The 6,094-nt window shown below is 43.4% G+C and carries 4 protein-coding genes and 1 pseudogene; 3 read left to right on the top strand and 2 right to left on the bottom strand.

Going from position 1 to position 6,094, the window contains the following annotated elements; all coding sequences use genetic code 11:
- Positions 1-128: 128 nt before the first annotated feature.
- Positions 129-272, bottom strand: a pseudogene (locus tag BN35_RS13370) (ParA family protein); the annotation flags it as partial.
- 540 nt (positions 273-812) lie between these two features.
- On the opposite strand from BN35_RS13370, the gene BN35_RS12265 reads away from it, so the two are divergent.
- The 3 genes from BN35_RS12265 to mobC all read left to right on the top strand — a co-directional run bounded on the left by BN35_RS12265 (position 813) and on the right by mobC (position 4,542).
- Positions 813-1,193 carry a plasmid mobilization protein gene (locus tag BN35_RS12265; RefSeq protein ID WP_025073185.1) on the top strand — a complete coding sequence of 127 codons (381 nt, stop codon included), beginning with the start codon at positions 813-815 and terminating at the stop codon, positions 1,191-1,193.
- Positions 1,190-2,470, top strand: coding sequence for a conjugal transfer protein MobB (mobB, locus tag BN35_RS12260; RefSeq protein WP_025073186.1), 1,281 nt, complete (start codon positions 1,190-1,192; stop codon positions 2,468-2,470). Before BN35_RS12265 ends, mobB begins: the two co-directional genes overlap by 4 nt.
- A gap of 68 nt (positions 2,471-2,538) precedes the next feature.
- A complete protein-coding gene (gene mobC, locus BN35_RS12255) occupies positions 2,539-4,542 on the top strand; it encodes a conjugal transfer protein MobC (protein WP_028901339.1) in 2,004 nt (667 codons plus the stop codon).
- A gap of 659 nt (positions 4,543-5,201) precedes the next feature.
- On the opposite strand, the gene arsB is transcribed toward mobC, so the two are convergent.
- The coding region (gene arsB / locus BN35_RS12250) for an ACR3 family arsenite efflux transporter (RefSeq protein ID WP_025073188.1) at positions 5,202-6,094 on the bottom strand (893 nt) is incomplete at its 5' end.

Below are 6,094 nucleotides of genomic sequence, written 5' to 3'. Positions count from 1 at the left end.
GAATTGACGGGGGCCCCACCATGACAGAACCAGGAGCACCAGATCCAGATCTACGCTTGGTTGTAACCAACGACGACATCTTTGTCAGGTTCACCCACCACAATGCACGCAGCCGCCCGTCCTGAGACCAAGGCACAGTCTACTGCAAAAAGGCGAATGCCTCTTTCGTAGTAAAGAATGCTGCTGACTATCTCCGCCAAAGTGCTTTTGCCAACACCTCCCTTTTGAGAGGAAAAGCCCAGAAATATGGGCGATGTTTGTATCTGTTCCATACTATAGATATTTTAATCGTTTGAACTATAATTCGAATGTTAGCTCGTTAAACTAATCGTCAGAACGAATTATTAATTCTTTTATCTGTCGAAATATCGAATTATCGATCGTTCGATTTGTCGATTTGTCGACATCTCGATAGTTCTATTTGACGATATATTGAACTATTGAAATAGAGTTCGTCATATCGCTCTTTTAATAGTTCTATCGAACGATATTCCGTTCGATTTATCTGCAAAATAAAAGCTTTTTCGATAGATATTTCTATGCCATAGAAATACAAGGATAAATAAGGGAAAAGAGTGAAAATGGTTGATAATGAGATATTTGAAAATCCACTGTAACTTTGCAGGCAGATAGAAAACATGGAGGTAAACTATCCGAAGCGGACACCCTTACAGGTGGATACTTCAATCGTATCAACTCTTGATATTGGCAAGGTGTGTCTTTGTCCGACAAACTCCGTTTCTGCCGACAAAGACCCTTGCCCCGAAGGGGAGAGAATTACTCCAAAGTCGTAATTACAAAAAGGAAAGATAATGAATGACAAGATTGAACGATGGGACAGATGGGACACCCGTCTTCCCAACCCAAAAGATCAGCAAAGGGCGATTGATTTGTTTCAACGTTCAGGCGCAGAAACCAAGTCGGATTTCGTGCGTGGACGTATTCTTGGCGAGAGTTTCAAGGTGATTACGGTGGATAAATCCGCCGTGGAATACTATCGGAAACTCTCTGAACTGACGGCACAAATCCATAAGATTGGTGTACTGTATAACCAATCCGTGCGTGCCATCAACAGCTATCATTCGGTCAAGACCGCACAGATTCTGCTTGAAAAGTTGGAGAAACTCTCGGCTCAAATCATAACTTTGCAAGAACAGGCTATCCGTTTAACCATTGACTACCGCAAAAGATGATTGCCAAGATTTCTGCAACGGAGAACCTTGGAGGATCACTCGGCTATAACTTCAAAAAGGTAGAGAAAGAGGAAGCAAGCATTCTTCTTGCCCAAGGCTTGTATCAAAACAAAGAGGGAACTTATACGATGGCAGAGGTGTTTGCCGATATGGAGGCTCTGATACCAAAGAAATGCCGAACGAAGAAAACGGTGTTCCATTGCTCGCTCAATCCGCACCCGGACGAGAAACTATCCGATGAAACACTTACACAGATTGCCAAAGAGTATATGGAGGCACTCGGCTACGGCAAGCAACCTTACATCGTGTTCAAGCATTGTGACATTGCCCGTGAGCATATACACATCGTATCGCTTCGAGTGGATAGTGAAGGAAAGAAAATCAACGACCGCTTCGAGAAGCGAAGGAGCAAGAAGATTACCGATGCCTTGGAAAAGAGGTTTGGTCTCATTCCAAGTTCAAAGGTTAGCGAGAAAGCCGTAACAGAAACGCCCAAGGTGGATATTGATAGAGGAAACATCAAGGAGCAGGTGGCAAGCACCCTCCGCATGGTGCTAAAACATTATAAGTTCTGTTCATTGGGCGAACTAAACGCCATTTTGGGCAAATATAACCTTGCCGTAGAAGAAGTAAAGACGGAGTTTCGGGGAAAGAAGTATGACGGCTTAGTCTATGTGCCTACTGATGATAAGGGCGACAAGGTAAGCACACCCATCAACGCATCGGACATCGGTCGTGGTGTGGGCTATACTGCCATACAGAACAGGATACAGAAGTCGAAACAAACCATCAAACTACTGATACCAACCATAAGGAACAAGGTGTTACAAACAATGCGTACCTCTCCCAATATGGAGAAAGAACTTCGGCAAAGATTGGAGGAACAGGGCTTGCGTGTGGTAATTCGAAAGAATGATAATGGAAGAATTTACGGCATTACCTTTATTGATGACGAGCGGGGTGCTGCATTCAACGGTTCACGATTGGGCAAGGGATATTCCGCCAATGTATTCAATGCCTATTTCTTTAATCCAACAAATAACCCTTTCTTGGACGAGGAACTTTATGGTAAGTCGACTGTCAGTGTAGAGCAGACGAACAAGGTTCAGGTATTACAGCATGGCACGGAGGACTATGACATCGTTGTCGATGAACTTATCGAAAGTATGGCAGATGGTTCATTCCTATCTACGGGCAACGATGATTGGAAGGAGGCGGCATGGCAGCGTAAGCTCCGTAAACAAAGTAAGGTAAATCTTAGACGAAGAAAACATTAAACAAACGAGCATTTCTATCTCCCCTCCTTAGGAGAGGTTGGGGGAGGCTTCCCAAAAACAATACGATTATGGCACAAGAAGATGATTTAAGGGCATTAGGTAAAGTCATGGACTTTATGCGAGGTATATCGGTGATATTCCTTCTGATTAACTGTTATTGGTTCTGTTACGAGGCATTTCAACAGTGGCATTTCACGCTCGGTATCATCAACAAGATACTGATGAACTTTCAGCGAACTACGGGATTGTTTTCATCCATCCTTTGGACAAAACTCTTTTGTGTGGTTTTCCTTGCCTTGTCCTGTCTTGGGACAAAGGGCGTGAAAGAGGAGAAAATCACTTGGCCAAAAATTTGGACAGTGCTTTTCTCCGGTTTTGTCTTTTTCTTTCTCAACTGGTGGCTGTTGGTATTGCCCATAGGAAAAATTGGAGCAGCTTCGCTCTATATCTTCACGCTCTCCATTGGCTATATCTGCCTGCTGATGGGTGGTGTATGGATGAGCCGACTGCTCAAAAACAACCTGATGGACGATGTGTTCAACACGGAGAACGAGAGCTTTATGCAGGAAACCCGATTGATGGAAAACGAATACTCGGTAAACCTCCCCACACGATTTTACTACAAAAAAAGGTGGAACAAGGGTTGGATTAACGTAGTCAATCCCTTCCGTGCCTCAATGGTACTCGGCACACCGGGTTCGGGTAAATCCTACGCCATTGTGAACAACTACATCAAGCAGCAGATAGAGAAAGGATTTGCCATGTATATCTATGATTACAAGTTTCCCGACCTTTCAGAGATAGCCTATAATCACCTGCTTAATCACTTGGATGCCTACAAGATAAAGCCGCAGTTCTATGTCATCAACTTCGATGATCCGAGAAAGTCGCATCGCTGCAATCCTATCAATCCTGCCTTTATGACGGATATATCGGACGCTTACGAGAGTGCCTATACGATTATGCTCAATCTCAACCGCTCGTGGATTCAGAAACAGGGAGACTTCTTCGTGGAGTCACCGATTATCTTGCTGGCTGCCATCATTTGGTTTCTGAAAATCTATGAGGACGGGAAGTATTGCACCTTTCCTCATGCTATCGAATTTCTCAATCGTCCCTACGCACAGATATTCCCGATACTCACTTCCTACGATGAACTTGCCAACTATCTTTCACCTTTCATGGACGCTTGGGAGGGAGGAGCACAGGACCAGTTGCAGGGGCAGATAGCCAGTGCCAAGATACCGCTTTCGCGTATGATTTCTCCTGCCCTTTATTGGGTGATGACGGGTGATGATTTCTCGCTCGACATCAATAACCCCAATGAACCGAAGGTGTTGGTTGTGGGCAATAATCCCGACCGTCAGAACATCTATTCGGCAGCACTCGGACTTTACAATAGCCGTATCGTAAAACTTATCAACAAGAAGAAGCAACTCAAATCCTCCGTGATTATCGATGAGTTGCCTACCATATATTTCCGTGGTCTCGATAACCTGATTGCTACTGCCCGAAGTAACAAGGTGGCAGTCTGCTTGGGGTTTCAGGACTTCTCTCAGCTTACCCGTGACTATGGGGATAAGGAGAGTAAAGTGATACAGAACACCGTGGGCAATGTTTTTAGCGGGCAAGTTGTAGGTGAAACGGCTAAGACGCTTTCCGAGCGTTTTGGCAAAGTGCTTCAGCAACGGCAGTCCATGACCATCAATCGTAACGACAAGTCCACATCTATATCTACGCAGATGGATAGCTTGATTCCTGCAAGTAAGATTAGTAACCTTACACAAGGTATGTTCGTTGGGGCTGTCTCTGACAATTTCGATGAACGCATCGATCAGAAAATCTTCCACGCTGAGATCGTTGTGGATGTTGCCAAGGTCTCTGCTGAAACGAAAGCTTACCAGCCTATCCCCATCATAGCGGACTTTACAAACGAAAATGGCTCCGACAGTCTGCGTGAGACTATTGAAGCCAATTATCGCCAAGTCAAGCAAGAGGTGCTATCCCTCGTAGACTCTGAGACTGCTCGTATCAAAGCTGACCCAACACTCAGGAACTTACTTAGGGAGTAGTTAAAGGTGTTATCCCCTCAAAAAAATAGGAAAAGATAAATTGATCCACCGCTGATAGTTGTGCAGTCTCAATAATTCGATTCATTCATACCTTTAGGAACTCATCAAGAACGTCGTTGATAGAAATATCCACTCGCTCCAAATCAATTACTCGTGAGTTGTGAAGTTTTCGACTTAGCATTCTTGGCAATCCATATTCTTCAAGCTGAAATACTAGTGGAGGAAGAAATAGATTTGATACCTTTGTTATGAATGGAGTTATACCTACATCACAAAGGAGTATACGCTTAGAAATCACATTGATGCTACGTAGTAAAGAAACAAAGTTGAAGCTAACAAGCTTCTCAAATTCAAAATAATCTTCGATGGAGATTTCATCTGAAGTGACCGTTGCAGACACTCTACGACATCGAGAACTACCTCTATTGAAATATTCTAGTTATCAACATTTACTTTTTCATAGATAGTACAGTCCATGTTTTTATAAATACTTCAAAATCAATTTCATTGTTCATATTGTTGCGGTTGTCTTGGTGCCGAAAGATATATCTTAATTCTGGCTTTTGTAAAAGGCAGAATGCCGGAAACGTTAGGAACAAACATTTCCAGCACCAAGCCCCTTTTTACGATAAAGTTAGATTAAGACTTTTGCCCTATTGTTATTCTGTAGCCGGAAACCAGCTTCGTGTGTTATTGGCAATCCTTACTAACATCAACATCACCGGAACTTCGACTAGTACGCCCACCACCGTAGCTAATGCAGCCCTGGACTGTAAACCAAAAAGAGAAATAGCCACAGCAACTGACAATTCAAAGAAATTACTTGCCCCAATCATTCCGGCAGGTGCGGCAACATCATGGGGTAATTTCCACCATTTCGCCCAACCGTAAGCAACGAAGAATATCAGAACCGTTTGCAACACAAGCGGAACTGCAATCAATAAGATATGCAGGGGATTGTTCAGTATCGTTTCTCCTTGAAAGGAAAACAGGATAATAAGCGTTAATAGCAATCCAGCTACCGTATAATTATCAAATTTCTTAATAAATACGTTATTGAAATAGTCCACTCCTTTGCGACGAATAACCATTATACGGGTAATAACCCCGGCAGCAAGTGGTATCACAACAAATAATACTACGGATAACAGCAGAGTGTCCCACGGGATAGATACGCCACCAACTCCCAGCAGGAAAGCTACAATAGGCGCAAATGCTACTAATATGATTAAATCGTTTACCGCAACCTGTACCAGCGTGTAAGCGGCATCGCCTTTCGTTAAGTAACTCCATACAAATACCATCGCCGTACAAGGTGCAGCCCCCAATAATACCGCCCCGGCTAAATATTCTTCGGCTAACCCGGCAGGTATAAAGGTTTTGAAAACCACATAGAAGAAGATATAAGCTATTCCGAACATGGTAAACGGCTTTATCAGCCAGTTTGTAACGCAAGTCACCATTATCCCTTTCGGACGCTTGCCAACATTCTTAACGCTTTGAAAATCCACTTTTAGCATCATTGGATAAATCATTAACCAAATTAGAATGG

The organism is Hoylesella timonensis 4401737 = DSM 22865 = JCM 15640, from assembly GCF_000455445.1.
GTDB classification, from domain to species: Bacteria; Bacteroidota; Bacteroidia; order Bacteroidales; family Bacteroidaceae; genus Prevotella; species Prevotella timonensis.
This window is presented reverse-complemented; position numbering and strand designations above follow the sequence as displayed.

Bases quoted from the DNA above. Each gene is read 5' to 3' on its own strand.
- mobB (WP_025073186.1), top strand. From the start codon at position 1,190: ATGATTGCCAAGATTTCTGCAACGGAGAACCTTGGAGGATCACTCGGC.
- mobC (WP_028901339.1), top strand. From the start codon at position 2,539: ATGGCACAAGAAGATGATTTAAGGGCATTAGGTAAAGTCATGGACTTT.
- BN35_RS12265 (WP_025073185.1), top strand. From the start codon at position 813: ATGAATGACAAGATTGAACGATGGGACAGATGGGACACCCGTCTTCCC.